At 60.4% G+C, this 21,078-nt stretch carries 18 protein-coding genes; all 18 read left to right on the top strand.

What is annotated here, in order from left to right; translation table 11 throughout:
- Positions 1–2: 2 nt before the first annotated feature.
- Positions 3–722 carry a PP2C family protein-serine/threonine phosphatase gene (locus ACEN9A_RS29365; protein WP_026345928.1) on the top strand — a complete coding sequence of 240 codons (720 nt, stop codon included), beginning with the start codon at positions 3–5 and terminating at the stop codon, positions 720–722.
- A complete protein-coding gene (locus ACEN9A_RS29360) occupies positions 719–3,751 on the top strand; it encodes a serine/threonine-protein kinase (protein ID WP_258671662.1) in 3,033 nt (1,010 codons plus the stop codon). Before ACEN9A_RS29365 ends, ACEN9A_RS29360 begins: the two co-directional genes overlap by 4 nt.
- On the top strand, positions 3,751–4,467 hold the full coding sequence (locus ACEN9A_RS29355; RefSeq protein ID WP_019580425.1) for an ABC transporter ATP-binding protein: 717 nt from the start codon (positions 3,751–3,753) through the stop codon (positions 4,465–4,467). Before ACEN9A_RS29360 ends, ACEN9A_RS29355 begins: the two co-directional genes overlap by 1 nt.
- Positions 4,467–5,663 (top strand): ABC transporter permease, encoded by a 1,197-nt coding sequence (locus ACEN9A_RS29350; RefSeq protein WP_258671660.1) that lies wholly within the window; start codon positions 4,467–4,469, stop codon positions 5,661–5,663. The genes ACEN9A_RS29355 and ACEN9A_RS29350 overlap by 1 nt, the downstream gene beginning before the upstream one ends.
- On the top strand, positions 5,656–7,383 hold the full coding sequence (locus ACEN9A_RS29345; RefSeq protein WP_019650066.1) for a formylglycine-generating enzyme family protein: 1,728 nt from the start codon (positions 5,656–5,658) through the stop codon (positions 7,381–7,383). The genes ACEN9A_RS29350 and ACEN9A_RS29345 overlap by 8 nt, the downstream gene beginning before the upstream one ends.
- Positions 7,384–7,467: 84 nt before the next feature.
- On the top strand, positions 7,468–8,397 hold the full coding sequence (gene tagQ, locus ACEN9A_RS29340) for a type VI secretion system-associated lipoprotein TagQ (protein WP_019650067.1): 930 nt from the start codon (positions 7,468–7,470) through the stop codon (positions 8,395–8,397).
- 846 nt (positions 8,398–9,243) lie between these two features.
- On the top strand, positions 9,244–10,800 hold the full coding sequence (gene tssA / locus ACEN9A_RS29335; protein WP_019650068.1) for a type VI secretion system protein TssA: 1,557 nt from the start codon (positions 9,244–9,246) through the stop codon (positions 10,798–10,800).
- Positions 10,801–10,832: 32 nt separating this feature from the next.
- The gene (gene tssB / locus ACEN9A_RS29330) at positions 10,833–11,336 is read left to right on the top strand and encodes a type VI secretion system contractile sheath small subunit (protein WP_007934526.1); all 504 of its coding nucleotides are present in this window, start codon (positions 10,833–10,835) and stop codon (positions 11,334–11,336) included.
- Between the two features lie 28 nt (positions 11,337–11,364).
- On the top strand, positions 11,365–12,840 hold the full coding sequence (gene tssC, locus ACEN9A_RS29325; RefSeq protein WP_019580436.1) for a type VI secretion system contractile sheath large subunit: 1,476 nt from the start codon (positions 11,365–11,367) through the stop codon (positions 12,838–12,840).
- Between the two features lie 12 nt (positions 12,841–12,852).
- The gene (gene tssE / locus ACEN9A_RS29320; protein WP_018927433.1) at positions 12,853–13,260 is read left to right on the top strand and encodes a type VI secretion system baseplate subunit TssE; all 408 of its coding nucleotides are present in this window, start codon (positions 12,853–12,855) and stop codon (positions 13,258–13,260) included.
- Positions 13,261–13,270: 10 nt separating this feature from the next.
- On the top strand, positions 13,271–13,783 hold the full coding sequence (locus tag ACEN9A_RS29315) for a PAAR domain-containing protein (RefSeq protein WP_064621122.1): 513 nt from the start codon (positions 13,271–13,273) through the stop codon (positions 13,781–13,783).
- The gene (locus tag ACEN9A_RS29310; RefSeq protein WP_258671659.1) at positions 13,780–14,592 is read left to right on the top strand and encodes a hypothetical protein; all 813 of its coding nucleotides are present in this window, start codon (positions 13,780–13,782) and stop codon (positions 14,590–14,592) included. The genes ACEN9A_RS29315 and ACEN9A_RS29310 overlap by 4 nt, the downstream gene beginning before the upstream one ends.
- Positions 14,593–14,594: 2 nt before the next feature.
- Entirely contained in the window at positions 14,595–14,795 is a 201-nt protein-coding gene (locus tag ACEN9A_RS29305) for a hypothetical protein (RefSeq protein ID WP_258671657.1), read from the top strand.
- A gap of 96 nt (positions 14,796–14,891) precedes the next feature.
- Entirely contained in the window at positions 14,892–15,104 is a 213-nt protein-coding gene (locus tag ACEN9A_RS29300; protein ID WP_408981098.1) for a hypothetical protein, read from the top strand.
- A complete protein-coding gene (locus ACEN9A_RS29295) occupies positions 15,101–15,526 on the top strand; it encodes a hypothetical protein (protein ID WP_258671656.1) in 426 nt (141 codons plus the stop codon). The genes ACEN9A_RS29300 and ACEN9A_RS29295 overlap by 4 nt, the downstream gene beginning before the upstream one ends.
- 128 nt (positions 15,527–15,654) lie before the next feature.
- Complete coding sequence (tssF, locus tag ACEN9A_RS29290; RefSeq protein WP_019650073.1) at positions 15,655–17,442, top strand: type VI secretion system baseplate subunit TssF; 1,788 nt, start codon at positions 15,655–15,657, stop codon at positions 17,440–17,442.
- Entirely contained in the window at positions 17,406–18,413 is a 1,008-nt protein-coding gene (tssG, locus tag ACEN9A_RS29285) for a type VI secretion system baseplate subunit TssG (RefSeq protein WP_018927440.1), read from the top strand. Before tssF ends, tssG begins: the two co-directional genes overlap by 37 nt.
- A 13-nt stretch (positions 18,414–18,426) precedes the next feature.
- The gene (tssH, locus tag ACEN9A_RS29280) at positions 18,427–21,075 is read left to right on the top strand and encodes a type VI secretion system ATPase TssH (RefSeq protein ID WP_258671655.1); all 2,649 of its coding nucleotides are present in this window, start codon (positions 18,427–18,429) and stop codon (positions 21,073–21,075) included.
- Positions 21,076–21,078 lie beyond the last annotated feature (3 nt).

The raw sequence follows: 21,078 nt of genomic DNA, 5'->3' as shown, positions 1-21,078 counted from the left end.
ACGTGGGAAGGACCCTCAAGTCTGCAAGCAAAAGCCATGTCGGCATGGTCCGCCAGGTTAACGAAGACGCTTGCCTGGACCTGCCGCAAAAAGGCCTGTGGGTGGTCGCCGATGGCATGGGCGGGCACGCGGCGGGAGACTACGTCAGCAGTCTGATTGTCGACAGTCTGCGTAGCATTGCTGTGGGCCGTTCGCTGGATGAATACGTCGCGGCGTTGAAAACCGACCTGCTGCGGGTCAACGCCGCCGTGCGTGAAGAAACCGCCAACCGCGGCGTGACCATGATGGGCAGTACGGTGGTGGTGATGGCGGCGCGTGACTTGCGTGGGGTGTGTTTGTGGGCGGGTGACAGCCGCTTGTATCGCCTGCGTGACGGCCGGCTCAAACGCATCTCGCGGGACCACAGTTACGTCCAGGATCTGCAGGACAGCGGCCTGCTCAGTGAAGCCGAAGCTCGGGTGCACCCGCGGTCCAATATTGTCACCCGCGCCATCGGGGTCCAGGCACAGCTGGAGCTGGCGATGGTCGAGTTGCTGTTGAAGCCCGGCGACAGTTACCTGTTGTGCAGCGACGGGCTGAACAAAACCGTTGAAGATCATGAGATCCGCGAGGTGCTGGGCCACGACGAGCCAGGGGAAATCGCCAGCAGCCTGGTGTCCCTGGGCCTGATGCGCGGCGCTCCGGACAACATCACCGTCATCGTCGTGAAGGTGCCTTCATGAACCTCACCGCGAACATTCTGATCCCCGGCTACGACATCGACGGTGAGATCGGTGAGGGTGCCATGGCCAGCGTTTACCTGGCGACCCAACGCTCGCTGGAGCGCAAGGTGGCGTTGAAGGTCATGGCCGCCGCGCTGGCAGCCGATCCGAGTTTCTGCGAGCGCTTCCTGCGCGAAGGCAAAACCCTGGCGCGCCTGTCTCACCCGCATACGGTCACTATCCATGACATCGGCAATGTCGGTGAGCTGTATTACATGGCCATGGAGTACCTGCCCAACGGTACGCTCAAGGAGCGCATTGCCGCCGGCCTGACGCCGGAGCAGGGCCTGATCTACATCCGCCAGATCGCCTCGGCGCTGGGCTATGCCCATGGTCTGGGGCTGGTTCATCGCGACGTCAAACCGGCGAACATTCTGTTCCGCGCCGATGGCACAGCGGTGCTCTCGGACTTCGGCATCGCCAAGTCGCTGGACGACCGCACCCAGTTCACCCAAGCGGGTTTCGCCGTCGGCACGCCCAGCTACATGAGCCCGGAACAGGCGCGCGGCCAGGACATTGACGGCCGGGCCGATCTTTATGCCCTGGGCGTGGTGCTCTACGAAATCCTCGTCGGCAAACTGCCGTACACCGGCAACGACGCGCTCTCTACGGCCCTGGCGCATTTGACCGAACCGCTGCCGGAGCTGCCGGTGCACCACGGTCGTTATCAAGAGGTGCTGCGCAAGCTGTTGGCCAAGGATCCGGCCGAGCGTTTCCCGGATGCAAAGGCGTTGTTGCAGGCGCTGGATAATCTGCCCGGGGAATCGGTTGAAGCGACCACGATCCGGCCGTTGCCCCTTCCGGTGGGCAATGACCTGGCGGGACTGACGCCGGTGTCTATCGACATTCCGACGAGCCCTGCACAGCCACAACCCCAAGCCAAGCCTGTTGCGCCGACGGCGAAGTCGACGCCGCAATCCCCGGCCTCGGAGCAGCGCAAGGGACCGGTGTTCGCGCTTGCCGCTGTTGCGGTAGCCGTGGTGCTGGCCTTGGGCGGCGCGGGTTATTGGTGGCTGTCCGGTGACGTCGAGGCGGACGCCAAGGTGCCAGTGGCTTCAGTGCCTCCAGTCAAAACACCACCACCAGCCGTGGCGCCACCGGTGAACCCCCCTGTGGCGACAGACGTCGATAATGGTCAGCGCCCGCTGCTGATGGCCGGCAAAAAAACCTTGTTCCAGCGGGTGCTCAGCAAGCCGGGAGCGAAACTCGCCAGTGAACCGGGGGCAGCACCTGACAAGGCCTTGCCGGCGTTTTCCGTGCTGTACGTCTATCAGCGCCAAGAGGTGGCCGGCAGCCCGTGGCTACGCGTCGGCGCCGCCACCGACGGGCGCAGTGACGGCTGGTTGCCAGCCGAACAAGTCAGCGACTGGAAGCAAAGCCTGGTGCTCAAGTTCACCGAACGCTCCGGTCGTGCGCCGGTGATGTTCCTGCGTCAGCCCGGCGAAGTGGAGCGGCTGCTGGCCGATCCGTCGGCTGCAAAAAACCTGTTGCTCAAGGCCCAGCAGAACCGTGAAGACAATCAGCAGGTACTGGCCCTGGAACCGGCCGCCAGCGCGGTGCCGCAAAACCAGTTTTATCTGTTGCCAATCTTTGATTCGCGCGAGAGCTTCGATGAAAACGGCCAGCCGGTGCAGTTGCTGAACGTGGCGTCCATCGACCCCGGCAATGCACCGAAGGCCACTGTCGGCAACACTCCGATCAGCGCCGCCAATGCCGATGCATTTCGCACCGCCGTGGTGTTGGTCGTCGACACCACGGTGTCCATGCAGCCCTACATCGATCAGGTCCGTGACGTGGTGCATCAACTGCAAACCCGCATCGCCGAGCGGGGCGAGCTGGACAGTGTCAGCTTTGGCCTGGTGGGGTTTCGAAACAGCATCCAGAAAACCCCGGGCCTGGAATACGTCGCCAAAACCTTGATCACTCTGGACCAGGGCCGCGACCCACAGCGCTTCATGGACCTGGCGCGGCAGGTCAAGGCGTCCACGGTCTCGAGCCATTCGTTCAATGAAGATGCGTTTGCCGGCGTGATGGAAGCGGTCGAGGGCATGGACTGGTCCGGTTATGGCGGACGCTTGATTCTGTTGGTCACCGATGCCGGTGCGTTGCGCAAGAACGACCCGTATGCCACCACGCAAATGAACGAGGCCGAAGTACGTCAGGCCGCGTTGGGCAAACAGATCAAAATCTACGCCTTGCACCTGCTCAGCGATGCCGGCAAGAAAACCCATGGCGGTGCGCAAAGCCAGTATCGCACCCTGACCGCCGACGCCAACCCGCAGATCGGCGATCTGTACATCCCGGTGCCGGGCGCCGATGTGCGCAAGTTCGGTGAACGGGTGGACGAGATCGGTTCGGTGTTTGCCGACCTGGTGCATCAGGTGCGCAGCAACAAGTCGCAAACCGTGCCGCTGCTGAGCGCTGCGCCGAGCCTGGCCGACAAATCGGCGGCCGTCGGCTACGCGATGCACATGGACTTCCTGGGGCTAAAAGCCGCCAGCCAGGCGCCGCAACTGGTCAGCGCCTGGACCGCCGACCGCGACCTGACCAACCCGGCACTGCCGGCGTTCCAAGTGTGCGTGATGCTGACCAAACTGCAGCTCAACGACTTGCAGCAATCGCTGAAACTGATCGTTGACGCCGCCCGCAAGACCCAGACCTCACCGAAGAATTTCTTCCAGGAAATCGCCAGTGCCAGTGCCTATATGAGCCGAGATCCCTCGGCCTTGCGCAAGGGCGGCAATCTGGCCGATGGCGGGGTTTTGGGGGAGTACCTGGAAGGACTGCCTTATCGCAGCAAGTCGCTGAACATGACCCAGGATTTGTGGCTTTCCCTGAGCGTGGCCGAGCAGGAGGACTTTATCGACGAGCTGGACTCGAAAATCCGCCTCTACGAAACCTTCCACAACGACCTGGCCAACTGGGTGCGTTTCGGCGATGCCGAACCGGGTGATGCCTTGTACCGCGTTCCATTGTCGACGCTGCCGTGATGCTGAACATGAACGCAGTGCACAAAAGCCGGGGCGCCGGCAGCCAGCGCTACAGCCTGGTGATTCCACGGCTGCAACTGCGTGCCGGTGAGCAACTGGCGGTGGTCGGTCCCAGTGGCTGCGGCAAAAGCACGTTGCTCGATTTGCTGGCGCTGGTGCTGGCGCCGGATCGGGCCGGGCAGTTTGATTTTGCGTCCGGCCAAACCACGACTGACATTGCCGGGCTGTGGCGCGCAGATGCGCAAAGTGCCTTGGCGAACCTGCGCAGCCGGCACTTGGGCTACGTGCTGCAAACCGGTGGCCTGCTGGATTTTCTGGACGTGCGCGGCAACATCGACCTGTCGCGCCAACTGCTCGGCTTGAAAGACGACGGCAGCGTCGATCGCCTGGCCGGGGCGTTGGATATCACCGATCAACTGGGCAAAAGACCGTGCGACTTGTCCGTTGGCCAACGGCAACGGGTGAGTTGTGCCCGCGCCCTGGCCCATGGGCCGCGCCTGCTGTTGGCCGATGAACCGACCGCTGCCCTCGATCCGCTGAACGCGGAACGCGTGATGCAGTTACTGGTGACCCAGGCTCGTGAACACAGGGTGTGCTGCGTCGTTGCCACCCACGACGAGTCACTGGCCCGCGCCAGCGGTTTGCAGGTGCGACGCATCAGTTGTCATCGCGACGTCGATGGCGGTGTCACCGCCACCCTTGGGGAGGCCTGCTGATGCGCGGCGCGCTGGTGGCTTCCCTGGCCTGGCAGGATTACCGCAACGATGCCTGGCTGTCGGCCTGCTCGGTATTGGCGCTGGTGGCGGTGATCGCACCGCTGCTGGTGCTGTTCGGTTTGAAATTCGGTCTGGTCAGCAGTTTGACCGAGCGCCTGGAAAACGACCCGGCCACCCGGGAGATCATCCCCCTGGGTGGCGGCCGGTTCAGTGCCGCGTTTATCGAGCAGTTGAGCCAGCGCAGCGACGTGTCGTTCGCCTTGCCGCGCACCCGGCAGATTGCCGCGACAGCGGATCTGACCGCAGGCGCTTCGACGGTGACTGTGGAAATGATCCCCACCACCGCCAACGATCCGTTGCTCGGCAGTCTGCCGGTGCCCCAAGGGCTGGATCAGGTGCTGCTCAGCCAGACCGCCGCCGAAAAGCTCGGGGCCAAGGCCGGTGATTGGTTAGAGGCCGGTTTTGGCCGGCAGGTGGCCGGTCGTGGCGAGGCGCAGCGCACTCGCGTTCAGGTGCTGCAGGTTCTGCCGCTGGAAGCCTTCGCCCGGGACGGATTGTTCGCGCCGTTGACGTTACTGGAAGCGGCTGAAGATTACCGGGACGGCCGCGCCGTGCCTGCGTTCGATTGGCCAGGTGATGCGGTGGGCGCGACGGAGCAGCGGGTATATCCGGCGTTTCGCCTGTACGCCCGCAGCCTCCAGGATGTCGAGCCGCTGCGCCAGTACTTCGCTGCGCAGAACCTGCTGGTCTCGACCCAGGCCCAGGCCATCGCCCAAGTGCAATCGCTGAGCCGCAACCTGTCGATCGTGTTCTGGATCATCGCCGGATTGGCCGTGGCGGGAGCGTTCGCGGCGATTTTTGCCGGGGCGCTTGCGGCGGTCGAGCGCAAGCGTCGAGCGTTATCGGTGCTGCGCTTGCTGGGGTTTTCCACGGCAGCGTTGCTGTTGTTTGTGGTGGTGCAGGCGCTGTACAGCGCCGGCCTTGCCGCCCTGTTGAGTGCCGGGCTGTATGGCCTGGCGCAATCGGGCTTGAACCATTTATTTGCGCAGATGCCGGGCGAGTACGCCAGCCATCTGCTGGCGCGTCACTACGCGTTGGCCCTGGCGGCAGTGCTCGGCGTCAGTGCCGTGGCGGCGCTCTGTGGTGGCTGGCGAGTGGCGCGTATCCAGGCGTGTGAAGGAATCCGAGATGTATAAGTTACTGGGCGCCGCCGTGGCGCTGAGCCTGGCCGGCATGGTCTGGGCTGATGAAGGCACCGACAAGCTGGACAACCCCAAGCCGTTGCCCGATGACGTCAGCCTGCCGCTGCCGTGCGAAGGGCAGATGGTGTTCCGTTACGTCTACATCCTGGCCCAGGGCAGTCTGGACGACCGCGAGATCAGCCTCGGTTACCCGTTCAGCGAAGGCGAGGCCGGCTATCAGCAGTCGTTCATTTCCGGTTATCGCCGGGACTTCATCAATGGCCAGTTCACCCTCAAGGATCTGCCCAAGGACTGGAGTAAAAGCATCACCCCGTTGATGCCCAAGACCGACGCCAACACCCCGCTCAAACCGATGCTCTATTTCATCGGCAAATACGAAGTCACCGCCCGCCAATACGCGCAGGTCATGGCCCAGGCGCAATCGTTGGCCAGCGGTGAACCAGCGCCAGCCTGCGAGGCGTTGCAGGCTGAAATTCCGCAAGGCATGGCCGGGCGTTTGCCCAAGGTGAAGCTGTCGCGATTCGAGGCGGAACGCTTCTCGGCGGTGTACAGCGCCTGGCTGATGAAATACCACAAGGACCTGCTGCCGGTGAGCGGTCGCGGCACCTCGGCAGAGGAGGGCGGGCTGGGTTTTGTGCGCTTGCCGACCGAAGTCGAATGGGAATTTGCTGCCCGTGGCGGGCAGGCCGTCAGCCGTCAGGACCTGGAAGGGCGCCTGTTTCCCCGGCGCCTGGACGGCAGCGAAAGCGACGGACCGCTGGCCGATTGGGCGGTCTTCAATCAGGTCGCCGGCGGCACCGGTCAGGCCGCGCGGTTGATGCCGATCGGTACCAAACTGCCAAACCCCATTGGCTTGTTCGACGTGATCGGCAACGCCGCCGAAATGGTCCAGGAGTCCTTCCAGCTGGTGCACGCCGGACGCCGCCAGGGCACCTACGGCGGCTTCGTGGTCAAGGGCGGCAATTACCTGGAAGGCGAGGGCACCTTGTTTACCGGGATGCGCCGCGAGTACCCGCTGTTCGCCGCCGACGGCACCGAGCAAAACAACGAAACCACCGGGTTCCGGGTCGCGGTTGGCGCGTTGTCGGCGCCCCGTTCGCGCTACAAGGAACTGTTTGCCCAATGGCAGAAAGAAGGTCGGCTGGCTTCGCTGACCGATGCCATCGATGACGCCCAGGACCCGACCAAACGCCTGGACAGCATCATTGCCGCCAGCGTCGATCCGCGTTTGCAAGCCGAGTTGGGGCTGGTCAACGAAGAGCTCAAGCGCAACGTCTCGCTCATCGCCCAACAGCGCGAGGAAGCGGCCGGCAACCTGATCCAGTCGGCGGCCCTGGTGGCCGAGACCGTCAACAACTACAACATTCGCCTGACCAATTTGCAGAAGAGTCGCCAGCAGGCCGTGGACGCCAAGGACGAGGCCAGCGCCAAGCTGTTCGCCATGGCCATCGACAACGGCCGCAGCGCGCTGGACGGCGCGGTGGCGATCTACATCGACAACCTGGCGACTGGCACGCGCTACACCGATGCCGTGATCCAGGCGCAGTTTCAACGCATCAAGGAAGAGTTGGAGCGCAAGCCGGTACTGGGCAAGAGCCTGGTGACGCGCGCGACGTTATTCGTTCGCCATGTCGGTGATTATCGTCAGCAACGACGAGCCGACCCGGCGGCGATATTGAAGGAATTGCTCGCATCGAACGCTCAGCGGTCTTGATCGTTCGTTGTACAGCGAGCTTGGAAGGGACTCAGGCGGCGATGGGCCGTGCTGAGCTGGTCAAACTTAAACGAGAACACAACTATGCTTTCCTCCCGTAAAGCTTTTGCTTCGGTTTCCAAGCGTCACTTGCTGCTGATCGCTGTTGGCTTCAGCACCGTACTGACCGGTTGCGCTACGTCGCCGACGTCCAAGGTCGCCTCGAGCACCAAGGTCGAGTACTACCCGAACTGCTACGAGCCGGTGCAGCACCTGCGCGCCACCGATTCGAACATGACCAAGTCGGTGGTTACCGGTGCGGCTGTCGGCGCTGTCGGCGGTGCACTGTTGGGCGCCCTGACCGATTCCGAGAACCGTGGCCGCAACGCCGCCATCGGTGCAGCAGGCGGTGCCCTGGCGGGCGGCGCGGTCGGTTACTACAACGAGCGTCAGAAGCAGATCGCCGATGACAACCAGCGCATCGCGTCCTACGCCTCCGACGTCAACAAAAGCGCCGCCGACATCGACCGCAGCACCGCGTACGCCAAGGCTTCGCAACAGTGCTACCAGAGCGCGTTCACCAAACTGGTCGCCGACCGCAAGGCCAAGACCGTCAGCGACACCGAGGGCCGCAAGCGCCTGGCAGAAATCGTCGCCGGCCTCAAAGAGTCCAACGACCTGATCGTCGCGGTGAACGGTAAAGCCAGCGAAGACCTGAACAACTACACCCAGGCCTACGAAAAAGACCTGCAGCAAGTAGGCGTGCAGCGCACTGACGTGGTCACCGTGGCGACCGCCGACACCACACCGGTCGTGACCCCGACCAAGAGCAAAAAAGCGGTGAAACCGGCGAAAAAACCGGTGCTGCCAACCGTGCCGAAAGAAGCGGTCACCACCGAGAAAACCCTGCAAACCGCACAAGCCAAACAGGCGGAAAGCAAGCAAGTCGCCAGCGCAGGCACCACTCAGGTCAACAGCATGTGCAAGAACCCGGACCTGGGCGACTGGGCACCGGTACCTTGCCCGAATGTTTGATTGAGCTTTCTGTAGGGCTTTGATCATTCCCGCGCACTGCGTGGGAATGATCTGTACTGGCTACGCCTGGGCGCCATGCGCCGCCATCTCCTGCGCTGGCAAATGATCCAGCGCTCGCTTCACCAGCAACTGCGGATTATCCGCCATTCTGCTCAACGCCAATTTACATCCCTGCCAGCTTCCATAGGGGATGCCGAGTTGGAACAGGCGCAAACTACCCGGCACGCTTACAAGCGAACAAAAGAATGATGTCGGACGCCTCCAGAAAGTACGTCAGAGTTTTCCGCGTTTCAGAATGTTGCGTCAGCAATGCGCGAAGGGCTTTCGATACTTTTGTAAGAAATTTGAGGCGAACAGAATATGTATCTGGAGAGAAACGGATCAAATACAAGGCGCCATCATTTTGACGGAGCCTTGTATTGCTTATTGTCCGTCACTTCTATGTCCATAGATGACTGTAACTTTTCGGAAACCTCCTACATTTTTCATTTTTTAATTTTGTCATGCTGGGTTCCGCTTCAGAACGTGAATGTTCAGCGATTATCACCGGGTTTGATAAACCGCTCTGGTCCAATGGTTTCGGGGGCAATGCGTCGAGATGGGAGGGTTAAAGTCAACGTCAGGGAATCCCCTGTCACATATAGGGCTTTCTCCTACATGCAATAGAGAAGCCGCCGTTTTATTGTTTATTTGGGTGCTTGCTAATGGCCATCATTGTGATTAGGATGCGCGCACTTGAAAGGGCGCGAACTCAATTGGATGAGGCTCATCGCAGCTCTTTGATACTGTCCGGCGCCATTGCAACTGCAATGGCCGCATGACCGTTATCCTAATTAAAGGCCATGGATGTCCTACTCAAGCAAACTTTCCGCTCATTACCTTGAACTCGCAAAAGCCTCTGTTTCCCAAGAGAGTTTCGCGGGCGAGGATGTTCGCTTTTCGAGCGAATACGAGGCATTGGAAAGCGAACTGGCCAAAGCCCAGTCCATGCACGAAAGTGGTCAGATCGACTGGCTGAAAATCCGTGAAAACAGCGAAAACCTGCTGCGCACTCAATCCAAGGATTTGCGTGTCGGCGCTTGGCTGACCTGGGCGCTGTACCAGCGCGAATCCTTCCAGGGGCTGCTGGCTGGCCTCGGTTTGCTGCACCATCTCTGTGAAAACCATTGGGCCGAAGTTCACCCGAACAAGGCCCGCACCCGCTCCGCCGCCATCAGCTGGTTGGTGCCGCGTCTTGAACAGGTGCTGAACGAAAACGTTGCGATCAAAGAGCAGCTGCCGCTGTTCCGCCGGCTGGTCGAGCATCTGGAAGGCCTCGATGCCGCGTGCACCGAGCACTTGGGCGATGACGCGCCGTTGCTGCTGCCGATCTCCCGCCGCTTGAAAAACATGGTTCAGCGCGCCGCCGATAACCAGCCGGAGCCCGGTGTGGTGGGCGCCGCAGTGGCCCAGGTCAAGCAGGCTGCGACCCAGCTGTTCACCCCCGGCGCGCCGATCGACAATGAGAAAGAAGCCCATAAGGCCCTGCGCGCCCAGCAGGAAAGCGCCCGTCCGTTGTGCGCCTGGTGGCTCAAGCAGAAAGCCACCGACCTGCGCGCCCTGCGCCTCAATCGTACGCTGCTGTGGCTGCCCATCGACGCGGTGCCCGAGCGCAATGCCGAGCAGATCACCGTCCTGCGTGGCGTGCCGGCAGACAAACTCAAGGCCTATCAGGACCGCTTCGACCAAGGGAAATACGCTGATCTGCTGGTAGAGCTGGAGGCGAGCCTGGCGAAGGCGCCGTTCTGGTTCGATGGCCAGCGAATGGTCTGGGAATGCCTTCAGGGGCTGAACGCCGAGATGGCCATGCGCGAAGTGGAAATCCACTTCGCGCTTTTGGTTCAGCGCCTGCCCGGCATTATCGAATTGCGTTTCCACGACGGCGCGCCGTTCGCCGACCCGGCCACCCGCGCCTGGATCAGCGCCCACGTCATGCCGCACCTGCAAAGCGCCAGTGCGCCGCGCAAGGTCGAAGTCGCCGATACCCAGCCGGCCTGGGAACTGGCCCTGGAAGAAGTCATGCCGATTCTGCGCAAGGACGGCCTCAAGGCCGCCGTGCAGATCCTCAAGCAGGGCCTGCAAAGCGCCCACGGCGGGCGGGTTCGGTTCTTCTGGCAGTTCGCCCTCGCGCGGCTGTGCTTCATGGCCAAGAAATACGAACTGGCCAAGACCCAACTCGAAACCCTCGACCAAACATTACAGGACTCAGGCCTGCACGCCTGGGAGCCCGATCTTGCGCTGGAAGTGCTGCATTTGCTGCATAGCTGCTGCGAGTTGTTACCGCAGAACCATGCAGTGCGTGAACGCAAGGAAGAGATTTATCGCAGGCTGTGCCACCTCGATCTCGAAGTGGTACTCGAATAGGCCCCAGGGCCACAACCGCAAGGAGAAAAGCCATGGCCAAAGAAGGCTCGGTAGCCCCCAAGGAACGCATCAACGTCACCTTCAAACCCGCCACCGGCGGTGCTCAGGAAGAGATTGAACTGCCGCTGAAACTACTGGCAATCGGTGACTACACCCACCGCAAGGACGAACGCAAAGTCGAAGATCGCAAGCCGATCAGCATCGACAAGATGACCTTCGACGAAGTGCTGGCCAAGCAAGAGCTGAGCCTGACGCTGAGCGTACCGAACCGTCTTCAGGAAGAAAGCGACACTGAAGAACTGGCCGTGCAACTGCGCGTCAACTCGATGAAGGACTTCAACCCGGCATCCTTGGTCGAGCAAGTGCCCGAGCTGAAAAAACTGATGGAGCTGCGCGACGCGCTGGTGGCCCTCAAAGGCCCGCTGGGTAACGCGCCTGCGTTCCGCAAAGCCATCGAAGGCGTGCTCGCCGACGACGAATCCCGCGGTCGCGTACTCGGTGAGCTGGGCCTGAACGCCGCAGCCCAGGACGCCTGAGCCCCCATCAGCCAAGGAAGCCAACACAATGAGCACTAGCGCAGCACAGCAAAAGAGCAACGAGAACGGCGAATACAGCATTCTCGACAGCATCATCGCCGAAACCCGCCTGACCCCGGATGACGAAGCCTACGACATCGCCAAGCGCGGTGTGTCGGCGTTCATCGAAGAGCTGCTCAAGCCGCAGAACAACGGTGAGCCGGTCAAGAAGGCCATGGTCGACCGCATGATCGCCGAGATCGATGCCAAGCTCAGCCGTCAGATGGACGAAATCCTGCACCACCCGGATTTCCAGTCCCTGGAATCGTCGTGGCGTGGCCTGCAGTTGCTGGTCGACCGCACCAACTTCCGCGAAAACATCAAGATCGAAATCCTCAACGTCTCCAAGGACGACCTGCTGGATGACTTCGAAGATTCGCCGGAAGTGATGCAGTCGGGCCTGTACAAGCACATCTACACCGCTGAATACGGCCAGTTCGGTGGTCAGCCGGTTGGCGCGATCATCGCCAACTACTACATGTCCCCAAGCTCGCCGGACGTGAAACTGATGCAGTACGTGTCCAGCGTAGCCTGCATGTCCCACGCGCCGTTTATTGCTGCCGCCGGCCCGAAATTCTTCGGCCTGGAAAGCTTCACCGGCCTGCCGGACCTGAAAGATCTGAAGGATCACTTCGAAGGCCCGCAGTTCGCCAAATGGCAGAGCTTCCGTCAGTCGGAAGACTCCCGTTACGTTGGCCTGACCGTGCCGCGCTTCCTGCTGCGTAACCCGTACGACCCGGAAGAAAACCCGGTCAAATCGTTCGTGTACAAAGAAACCGTCGCCAACAGCCACGAGCACTACCTGTGGGGCAACACGGCCTACGCGTTCGGCACCAAGCTGACCGACAGCTTCGCCAAATTCCGCTGGTGCCCGAACATCATCGGCCCGCAAAGCGGTGGCGCGGTTGAAGACCTGCCGTTGCACCACTTCGAAAGCATGGGCGAAATCGAAACCAAGATTCCTACTGAAGTACTGGTTAGCGACCGTCGTGAATACGAACTGGCCGAGGAAGGTTTCATCTCCCTGACCATGCGCAAAGGCTCCGACAACGCAGCGTTCTTCTCCGCAAGCTCGGTGCAGAAGCCGAAGTTCTTCGGCATCAGCGCAGAAGGCAAGGCTGCAGAGCTGAACTACAAGCTCGGCACCCAACTGCCGTACATGATGATCGTCAACCGCCTGGCTCACTACTTGAAAGTGCTGCAGCGCGAGCAACTCGGTTCGTGGAAAGAACGTACCGACCTCGAGCTGGAACTCAACAAGTGGATCCGCCAGTACGTGGCCGACCAGGAAAACCCGAGCGCCGAAGTTCGTGGCCGTCGTCCACTGCGCGCAGCCCAAATCATCGTCAGCGATGTTGAAGGCGAGCCGGGCTGGTACCGCGTCAGCCTGAACGTGCGCCCGCACTTCAAGTACATGGGTGCTGATTTCACCCTGTCGCTGGTTGGCAAGCTGGACAAAGAGTAAACGGAGCGACTCATGACTGGATACGGCAGCCTTTTCGAACGCTTGGGTGGCGACGCGGACAAACGCGTCGGCTGGAGCCGCGAGGTTTCCGCCATGGCGTCGGTGGCTGCCCATCTGGCCAAGATGCTCAGCACCCGTGCGGGCAGCGTGCAAACGCTGTCCGATTACGGGCTACCCGATCTCAATGACATGCGCCTGAGCCTGCACGACTCCCTGAGTCAGGCCCGCCGGGCCATCGAAAGCTTCATCGAAGCCTACGAACCGCGCCTGAGCAACGTGCGTGTCATCTCCCTGCCGCGTGACAACGATCAGCTTCGCCTGTCCTTCAGCATCGAAGGCCTGCTGGAAGTTGATGGTTTCAAGCGCCAGGTCAGTTTCGCCGCGCGCCTGGATGGCAGCGGTCAAGTAAAGGTCAATTAAGGAGACTCCGATGTCCGGCAAACCCGCAGCACGCGTATCCGACCCCACCGCTTGCCCGCTCCCCGGCCACGGCACCAACCCGATCGCCGCCGGTTCCGGCGACGTGTTCTTCGACGGCCTCGCGGCCGCCCGCCAAGGCGATGCCTCGGCGTGTGGTGGTGCGATGGTTGGCGATCTTGCAACGACTGTTTTGATTAACGGTAAACCGGCGGCGACCGTGGGCTCCGTTGGCGCTCATGGCAATAAAGTTACGGCCGGGTCTTCGACGGTGATTATCGGGAACTCTCACACGCCGGTTCCGTTTATTCCGCCGGTTCCATTGATGCTGTTTTCCCATTGTCAGCATGTTGTGATGGAAGATCAGGATGGAAATCCACTTCAGGATATTCCTTATCAGATTACAACCGCCAAAGGCGAAGTTATCTCCGGGCAAAGTGATGCAATGGGCAGAACCCAGTTGGTAGGGGGGGAAGAAGGTGAAACTTTTGACTTTCACGCCGCAATTGATGGAGCGTCGGTATGAGTGCCGAAATTTTGTCTACCTTGATGGCGCGGTCAATTGCGTTAACTCCAAAGTCAGATCCCGTCGGGAAAAAAGTTACCTATAAAGTATTCTGGAAAACGACTGCTTTCTGGACGGATGCAGATATTGCTGCTTATCACGACGAAGCACCATTGATTGCGGAAAGACTGATCAATGAGCAGTATTGGGATAAAAATGGCGCGGTAAGTAACTATAGATTTACCTGCGAAGATTTTGCAATCATGATCTTAGTAGAGTTTTCTAGTAAGCGCGGGCTTCCAGTTAAGCTGGTTACTGGCGTAAGGGCTTATAGAAACATGGAAAATTATAGTCCGTCCGCTCATGATCGATATGGGTCGAATAAGTACGGTTTCGCTGAAATGGTGATGCTGACTTACGGCGCCCGTGAGATGCAAAAAACGGGGGTCAATACTGTAGCAGTAGCCTCCTTGGAGGATTTGATGCCGGGCGACATCCTTGCGCAGGCACTTGATCGTCCGATAACGAATAATACTGCCCATCACATACAGATGGCTGTGGCTGTGACTGACTCACGAATTGATATACGCCAGGGAAATACAGACGCAGCAATTATCTGGCCTTTTACATGGCTTGAGAAGCTTAAGGGGAAAGATATGGCTGATCCCCAAAGTGGAGGATATGTAGGGCTTCCGGTACAAAAAGGATACTTCATTAAGTCAGGGACGGGCTGGACTTACCATAATCTGACGAAAGGCTCTGTTGGTGAGGATTTTCTTAAGTACTTTGAATTATACCGCTGGAATTTTATGGGGTTTAATAAGGAATGACTATGGAAGGTTACTTTGCCGGTATGGTAGATAATGACTATTTCGGCGTGCTGGCGTTTTTTTGTTTTTTTGTTGGTGTTGCCGGGCTTATACCAAGCGTTAGGGAAAAAAGGCTTCACAAGGTATTGAATTTTATTTGTGTTATGGCTGTTCCAGTCATGTTTGTGATAGGTGTCTATTATTTGACGCACTCCAGTGTCTGATTTTTATATGGTCATACCCTAGTGGGAATGGCACTGGCTGAATGCATTTATCATTAATACACCTTACATGCACTTGGAAAAATGACAGACATGCTAGTGAGCGGTGAAATAGAAGGCTACCTGGCCGTTGTAGCCGACAGCAATTTGTTTGGCGCTCTGGCATTGCTGAGTCTTGTGCTGATTCTGACCGGGCTTCGTCGTGGATTCCGAGAGTCGCTGCTGCATCGCGTGCTGACGTTCGTAGTGTTAATGACCGTCGTCCTGATGGAGCTCACCGGATCCTACTATGCGAATTTGAGTCCAGCATGAACATCTACGTTCGCGTTGCCATGTGCCTGGCTTTCCACGTCGCTGGATGCGTTGCGTACGCTTTCCTGAACGACGCAGTTGTCATTGCCTATAAAGCGTTCAACGGCGGATTTACCACACGTGGAGTGGGTATCGGTATCGCTCACTACACGTTCATTTACATTTTTTTCGGGGTGAATCTGGTGGTCGCGTTGATCCCGAACCTGTGGGTCAAGCTTGGCATCCTGGCGCTGATGGTCAGTTTCATTCTGTACACCATGGTGCCGGACAACCCCCTTCGCGCGCTCTTCTACACCGTGGCCCAGGGCGGAGTGACATTGCTGGCGATTCTGGTAACGCAGGTCATTGAGTTGCGTTTGGAAAGGCGCGCTCTGATGCGGCAGGCAGTACCTGTGAATCCTATTCAGGAGGTGATCGCATGATCAGTTCAGGTCGCCGCCGGTTGCTTCTCACAGCTCTGTGGCTCCTCGTGGGGTACGTGGTTTCAGGGCTGACAGTCGCGCTCTACAGGACGTTTTTTTCATGAGTTCCACTACCAGACAGGTAACCCATGTCCTTTAACCACTACTACCAAAGCGAACTCACCGCACTTCGCCAGTTAGGTCGTCGTTTCGCCGAGCGTAGCCCGGCGTTGGCGCCTTTCCTTGGTCAGGCCGGGCGGGATCCGGATGTGGAGCGGTTGCTGGAGGGCTTTGCCTTTCTGACCGGTCGTCTGCGCCAAAAGCTCGACGACGAGTTGCCGGAGCTCAGCCACTCGCTGATGCAGTTGCTGTGGCCGAACTACATGCGGCCGCTGCCGGCGTTCAGCATTTTGCAGTTCGATCCGTTGAAGCGTTCCGGGCCGGCGTTGAGGGTTGAGCGTGATACGCCGGTCGAGAGTGTGCCGGTCGATGATGTGCGCTGCCGTTTCCGTACGTGCTACCCGACCGAGGTGCTGCCGCTGGATCTGGCTGCGCTGAATTACTCGGTGAAGGGTGACGGTTCGCTGTTGAGCCTGCGCCTGGAGATGAGCGCGGATGGTCACCTCGGCGAGTTGGAGCTGAGTCGTCTGCGCCTGCACTTTGCCGGTGAGCGTTACATCAGCCAGATGCTTTACCTGAGCCTGTTGCGCAACCTCGAAGGCATCGAGCTGATCCCGCTGGACGGCGCCGGCAAGCCCATCAACGGCGTAAGCGGTCAACCGATGGCGTTCAAGATGCCCGGCGACCGTGTGCAGCCGGTGGGTTTTGCCGAAGAGGAAGCGTTGATCCCGTATCCGCTGAACACCTTCCGCGGCTATCGCTACCTGCAGGAGTATTTCGCTTTCCAGGACAAATTCCTGTTCGTTGATATCAACGGTCTGGACCTGCTCAAGGCATTGCCGGAAGACACCCTCAAGCAAATGCGCGGCCTTGAATTGCGCTTCGATATTCGCAAGAGCGGCATCATGCGGATGCGTCCGACCCTGGACAACGTGAAGCTCTATTGCACGCCGATCGTCAACCTGTTCGAGCACGATGCACTGCCGATTCGCCTCGACGGCAAACAGGACGAATACCTGCTGTTGCCGGCCGAATACGACCTGGAAAACTGCGGTGTGTTTTCGGTGGAAACCGTGACTGGCTGGAAGCCCGGCGGCCTCGGTTATCAAGAGTACGTGCCATTCGAATCCTTCGAGCACGACCCGAGTTTCGACGTGCCCAACAGCCGTCCGCATTACAGCATCCGCCAGCGTTCGTCGTTGCTGCACGACGGCCTCGACACCTACTTGAGCTTCGGCATCCGCCATACCGAAGCCCACGAAACCCTGTCGATCGAGCTGATGTGCACCAACCAGAACCTGCCGCGCAAGCTCAAGCTCGGCGACATCCGCATGGCCTGTGAAGAGACGCCGGAGTTTTTGAGCTTCCGCAACATCACCCCGGCTACCTCGAGTTTCGCGCCGCCGCTGAACCGCGACTTCCTCTGGAAGCTGATCAGCAACATGTCGCTCAACTATCTGTCGCTGGCCGACGTCAACGCGTTGAAGGTGATTCTCGAAACCTACGACCTGCCGCGCTACTACGACCAGCATGCGGAAAAAGTCAGCAAACGCCTGCTGGGCGGGCTCAAGTCGATCAAGCACCAGCATGTCGACAGATTGCACCGAGGGTTGCCGGTTCGCGGGTTGCGCACCGAGCTGACCATCGATCCGGAAGGGTATATCGGCGAGGGCGACCTGTTCGTGTTCGCTTCGGTTCTTAACGAGTTTTTCGCGCTTTACGCCAGTCTCAATTCGTACCACGAGCTGCGGGTAAAAAGCACACAGGGAGAGGTGTACCAATGGACACCACGTATGGGCCTGCAGCCCCTGCTTTAAGCGGGCTGACCCGGGTAATACGCGAGTACTCGCTGTTTCAGGCCGTGCTGCTGGTGATTGACCGGCTGCGCGATGCACACCCGCACCTGAGCGAAGACGACCTGTACGACCAGCTGGAATTCCAGGCCAACCCGAGCCTGGGTTTCCCTGGCAGCGACGTCGATCGCGTGGAGTTTTTCGAAGAACACGGGATGAGGCGCGCGCGTCTGCGTTTCAACCTGATCGGCCTGGTCGGCTCCGGTTCGCCGTTGCCTGCGTTTTACGGCGAACAGGCGCTGGGTGACAGCGAAGACGGCAACCCGACCCGTAACTTTCTCGACCTGTTTCACCATCGCCTGCAACGGCTGATGCTGCCGATCTGGCGAAAGTATCGCTACCGCGCGAGTTTCCAGAGTGGCGCGCTCGACCCGTTTTCGGCGCAGCTGTTTGCCCTGATCGGCCTCGGCGGCGAAGAGATCCGCAAGGCCCAGGAACTGAACTGGAAACGCCTGCTGCCGTACCTCGGCCTGCTCAGCTTGCGGGCGCACTCGGCGGCGTTGATCGAAGCGGTGCTGCGCTACTACTTCAAGCACGCCGAGCTGACCATCGAGCAGTGCATCGAGCGCCGCGTCGAAATCCTCGACGAGCAGCGCAATCGCCTCGGTCGCGGCAACAGCATGCTCGGCGAAGACCTGGTGCTGGGCGAACACGTGCGCGACCGCAGCGGCAAATTCCGCATTCACATCCGCGAGCTCGACTGGCAACGCTTCCACGAATTCCTGCCGATCGGTTTCGGCTACCAGCCGCTGTGCGCGCTGGTGCGGTTCACCCTGCGTGACCCGCTCGATTACGACATTCGCCTGGTGCTGCGCCAGGAAGAAATCCGCGAACTTCGCATCGGTGAGCAGAACGCCTGTCGCCTGGGATGGACCAGTTGGCTCGGCCGCGAAAAAGCGGACGGCGTGGTGACCCTGGGCAGCAAAATTCATTAAGGACAGATGACACATGATCAACGTAGACCTGCAACAACTTATCCAGGCGCTGGACGCCGAAACCCGTCGTGACCTGGAAAGTTCTGCCGAACGCTGCGTCGCCCGTGGCGGCAGCAAGATCCTCGTCGAAGACTTGCTACTGGGCCTGCTGGAGCGTCCGCAAGGCCTGCTCGCCCGGGCGTTGCAGGATGCCGAAGTGGACGCTGGCGAGCTGAGCGCCGCGCTGCAATCGCGGGTCGAGCACAGCGCCTCGCGCAACCCGGTGTTCGCCCCGGAACTGGTGCAGTGGCTGCAGGACGCCTTGCTGGTGGCCAACCTCGAACTGGGCCAGAGCCAGGTCGAGCAGGCCGCGTTGATCCTCGCATTGCTGCGCAACCCGATGCGCTATGCCGGCAGCCGTTATCAGTCGTTGCTGGCCAAGCTGAACATCGAGCGTCTGAAAGAATTCGCCCTGTCGCAGAAAGAACAACCGGCCACCGGCAAACCGGCGGTGCCCGGCGAATCACTGCTGGAGCGCTTCACCCACAACCTGACCCAGCAGGCTCGCGACGGCAAACTCGACCCGGTGCTGTGCCGCGATGGCGCGATCCGTCAGATGGTCGACATCCTCGCTCGTCGCCGCAAGAACAACCCGATTGTGGTGGGTGAAGCGGGCGTCGGTAAAACCGCCATCGTCGAAGGACTGGCCTCGCGCATCGCCGCCGGTGAAGTGCCGCAAGTCTTGAAAGGCGTTGAGCTGCTGTCGCTGGACATGGGCCTGTTGCAGGCCGGCGCCAGCGTCAAAGGCGAGTTCGAACGTCGCCTCAAAGGCGTGATCGACGAAGTCAAAGCCTCGCCGAAGCCAATCATCCTGTTCATCGACGAAGCCCATACCCTGATCGGCGCGGGTGGCAACGCCGGCGGTTCTGACGCGGCCAACCTGTTGAAACCAGCCCTGGCCCGTGGCGAGTTGCGCACCATCGCCGCCACCACCTGGGCGGAGTACAAAAAATACTTCGAGAAAGACCCGGCCCTGGCCCGTCGTTTCCAACCGGTGCAACTGCACGAACCGACCGTCAGCGAAGCGGTGACCATTCTGCGTGGCCTGGCTCAGGTCTACGAGAAGAGCCACGGCATCTACCTGCGCGATGACGCGGTGGTTGCCGCGGCTGAGTTGTCCGCCCGTTACCTGGCGGGTCGTCAGCTGCCGGACAAGGCGGTCGACGTGCTCGACACCGCCTGCGCCCGGGTGCGCATCAGCCTCGCCGCCGCCCCGGAAAGCCTGGAACGCCTGCGTGGCGAACTGGCCGAAGGTGGCCGTCAGCGTCAGGCCCTGCGTCGTGACGCCGAAGCCGGTCTGCTGATCGATCACGAAGCGTTGGACGCTCTGGAAGATCGCCTGGCCGATGCCGAAGACGAAAAGGTCGCCCTCGAAACGCTGTGGACCGAGCAGAAAGAACTGGCCGAGCGCCTGCTGGACCTGCGTCAGCAACTGGCCAAGGCCCGTGAGACCGCCGCTGTCGAACCGACCATCACGGTCGAGGAAGACGCCGAAGGCACCGTGATCGAAACGTTGCCGGTGGACGAAGGGCAAAGCGTTGAAACCCTGGAAACCGCGCTCAACGAAACTCACAAAGCGCTGACCGAGCTTCAGGTCAAAGAACGCCTGGTGAGCTTCGAAGTCTGCCCGCGTCTGGTGGCCGAAGTGATCAGCGCCTGGACCGGTGTGCCATTGGCGCAACTGGCTCGCGAACACAACGCCAAGGTCGCAAGCTTCGCCACCGACCTGCGCACGCGTATTCGTGGTCAGGAGCAAGCGGTTCATGCGCTGGACCGTTCGATGCGCGCCACTGCCGCTGGCCTGAACAAGCCTGATGCCCCGGTCGGTGTATTCCTGCTGGTCGGCCCGAGCGGCGTCGGCAAGACCGAAACCGCGCTGGCCCTCGCTGATTTGTTGTACGGCGGTGATCGTTTCATCACCACCATCAACATGTCCGAGTTCCAGGAGAAGCACACCGTGTCGCGTCTGATCGGTGCGCCGCCGGGCTACGTCGGTTACGGCGAGGGCGGCATGCTCACCGAAGCCGTGCGGCAGAAACCGTACTCGGTGGTGTTGCTTGATGAAGTCGAAAAAGCCGACCCGGACGTGCTCAACCTGTTCTACCAAATCTTCGACAAAGGCGTGGCCAACGACGGGGAAGGGCGCGAGATCGATTTCCGCAACACGCTGATCCTGATGACCTCGAACCTGGGCAGCGACCGCATCAGCGAACTCTGCGAAGACGGCGCGCGGCCGACCGCCGAAGTCCTCGAAGAAACCATACGCCCGGTGCTCAGCAAACACTTCAAACCGGCGTTGCTGGCGCGCATGCGCGTGGTGCCTTACTACCCGGTGGGCGGCCCGGTGCTGCGCGAGCTGATCGAAATCAAACTCGGTCGTCTGGGCGAGCGCCTGAACCGCCGTCAGCTGGATTTCACTTACTCCCAGGACCTCGTCGATCACCTGGCCGAACGCTGCACTCAAAGCGACAGCGGCGCACGCCTGATCGACCACTTGCTCGACCTGCATGTGCTGCCGCTGGTGGCCGACCGTTTGCTCGATGCGATGGCCACCGGTGAAAGCCTCAAGCGCGTGCATGCGACGCTCGACGGCAATGCCAGCGTGACGTGCGAGTTCGCCTGAGGT

It is taken from the genome of Pseudomonas sp. Pseusp18, from assembly GCF_059506005.1.
The sequence above is the reverse complement of the archived record's forward strand: the minus strand, read 5'-3'. Positions and strand labels throughout refer to the sequence as shown.

Excerpts from the sequence above, each read along its gene's own strand:
- ACEN9A_RS29360 (WP_258671662.1), top strand. The coding sequence starts at position 719 with ATGAACCTCACCGCGAACATTCTGATCCCCGGCTACGACATCGACGGT.
- ACEN9A_RS29355 (WP_019580425.1), top strand. The coding sequence starts at position 3,751 with ATGCTGAACATGAACGCAGTGCACAAAAGCCGGGGCGCCGGCAGCCAG.
- ACEN9A_RS29350 (WP_258671660.1), top strand. The coding sequence starts at position 4,467 with ATGCGCGGCGCGCTGGTGGCTTCCCTGGCCTGGCAGGATTACCGCAAC.
- ACEN9A_RS29345 (WP_019650066.1), top strand. The coding sequence starts at position 5,656 with ATGTATAAGTTACTGGGCGCCGCCGTGGCGCTGAGCCTGGCCGGCATG.
- tagQ (WP_019650067.1), top strand. The coding sequence starts at position 7,468 with ATGCTTTCCTCCCGTAAAGCTTTTGCTTCGGTTTCCAAGCGTCACTTG.
- tssA (WP_019650068.1), top strand. The coding sequence starts at position 9,244 with ATGTCCTACTCAAGCAAACTTTCCGCTCATTACCTTGAACTCGCAAAA.
- tssB (WP_007934526.1), top strand. The coding sequence starts at position 10,833 with ATGGCCAAAGAAGGCTCGGTAGCCCCCAAGGAACGCATCAACGTCACC.
- tssC (WP_019580436.1), top strand. The coding sequence starts at position 11,365 with ATGAGCACTAGCGCAGCACAGCAAAAGAGCAACGAGAACGGCGAATAC.
- tssE (WP_018927433.1), top strand. The coding sequence starts at position 12,853 with ATGACTGGATACGGCAGCCTTTTCGAACGCTTGGGTGGCGACGCGGAC.
- ACEN9A_RS29315 (WP_064621122.1), top strand. The coding sequence starts at position 13,271 with ATGTCCGGCAAACCCGCAGCACGCGTATCCGACCCCACCGCTTGCCCG.
- ACEN9A_RS29310 (WP_258671659.1), top strand. The coding sequence starts at position 13,780 with ATGAGTGCCGAAATTTTGTCTACCTTGATGGCGCGGTCAATTGCGTTA.
- ACEN9A_RS29305 (WP_258671657.1), top strand. The coding sequence starts at position 14,595 with ATGGAAGGTTACTTTGCCGGTATGGTAGATAATGACTATTTCGGCGTG.
- ACEN9A_RS29295 (WP_258671656.1), top strand. The coding sequence starts at position 15,101 with ATGAACATCTACGTTCGCGTTGCCATGTGCCTGGCTTTCCACGTCGCT.
- tssF (WP_019650073.1), top strand. The coding sequence starts at position 15,655 with ATGTCCTTTAACCACTACTACCAAAGCGAACTCACCGCACTTCGCCAG.
- tssG (WP_018927440.1), top strand. The coding sequence starts at position 17,406 with ATGGACACCACGTATGGGCCTGCAGCCCCTGCTTTAAGCGGGCTGACC.
- tssH (WP_258671655.1), top strand. The coding sequence starts at position 18,427 with ATGATCAACGTAGACCTGCAACAACTTATCCAGGCGCTGGACGCCGAA.